Origin of the sequence: Acinetobacter sp. YH12135, from assembly GCF_013418565.1 — a bacterium.
Lineage (GTDB): Bacteria > Pseudomonadota > Gammaproteobacteria > Pseudomonadales > Moraxellaceae > Acinetobacter > Acinetobacter towneri.
In genome coordinates this window covers 1-1,010 of sequence record NZ_VPBU01000053.1, presented here as the reverse complement: position 1 = coordinate 1,010, position 1,010 = coordinate 1, and the positions used below count along the sequence as shown (strand labels likewise).

Sequence of the window (1,010 nt, the reverse complement as noted above, 5' to 3'; positions counted from 1 at the left end):
CAAAATGATTTTAACTGAAGAGTTTGATCATGGCTCAGATTGAACGCTGGCGGCAGGCTTAACACATGCAAGTCGAGCGGGCGAGGTTGCTTCGGTAACTGAGCTAGCGGCGGACGGGTGAGTAATGCTTAGGAATCTGCCTATTAGTGGGGGACAACATTCCGAAAGGGATGCTAATACCGCATACGTCCTACGGGAGAAAGCAGGGGATCTTTATGACCTTGCGCTAATAGATGAGCCTAAGTCGGATTAGCTAGTTGGTGGGGTAAAGGCCTACCAAGGCGACGATCTGTAGCGGGTCTGAGAGGATGATCCGCCACACTGGGACTGAGACACGGCCCAGACTCCTACGGGAGGCAGCAGTGGGGAATATTGGACAATGGGGGGAACCCTGATCCAGCCATGCCGCGTGTGTGAAGAAGGCCTTTTGGTTGTAAAGCACTTTAAGTGGGGAGGAGGCTTACCTGGTTAATACCTGGGCTAAGTGGACGTTACCCACAGAATAAGCACCGGCTAACTCTGTGCCAGCAGCCGCGGTAATACAGAGGGTGCGAGCGTTAATCGGATTTACTGGGCGTAAAGCGCGCGTAGGTGGTTAATTAAGTCAAATGTGAAATCCCCGAGCTTAACTTGGGAATTGCATTCGATACTGGTTAGCTAGAGTATGGGAGAGGATGGTAGAATTCCAGGTGTAGCGGTGAAATGCGTAGAGATCTGGAGGAATACCGATGGCGAAGGCAGCCATCTGGCCTAATACTGACACTGAGGTGCGAAAGCATGGGGAGCAAACAGGATTAGATACCCTGGTAGTCCATGCCGTAAACGATGTCTACTAGCCGTTGGGGGATTTGATCCTTTAGTGGCGCAGCTAACGCGATAAGTAGACCGCCTGGGGAGTACGGTCGCAAGACTAAAACTCAAATGAATTGACGGGGGCCCGCACAAGCGGTGGAGCATGTGGTTTAATTCGATGCAACGCGAAGAACCTTACCTGGCCTTGACATAGTAGA

At 51.6% G+C, this 1,010-nt stretch carries 1 rRNA gene; it reads left to right on the top strand.

Features of this window, described 5'->3' with window-relative positions:
- Window positions 1-11: 11 nt before the first annotated feature.
- Window positions 12-1,010: ribosomal RNA gene (locus FTU70_RS14255) — 16S ribosomal RNA — on the top strand; the annotation flags it as partial.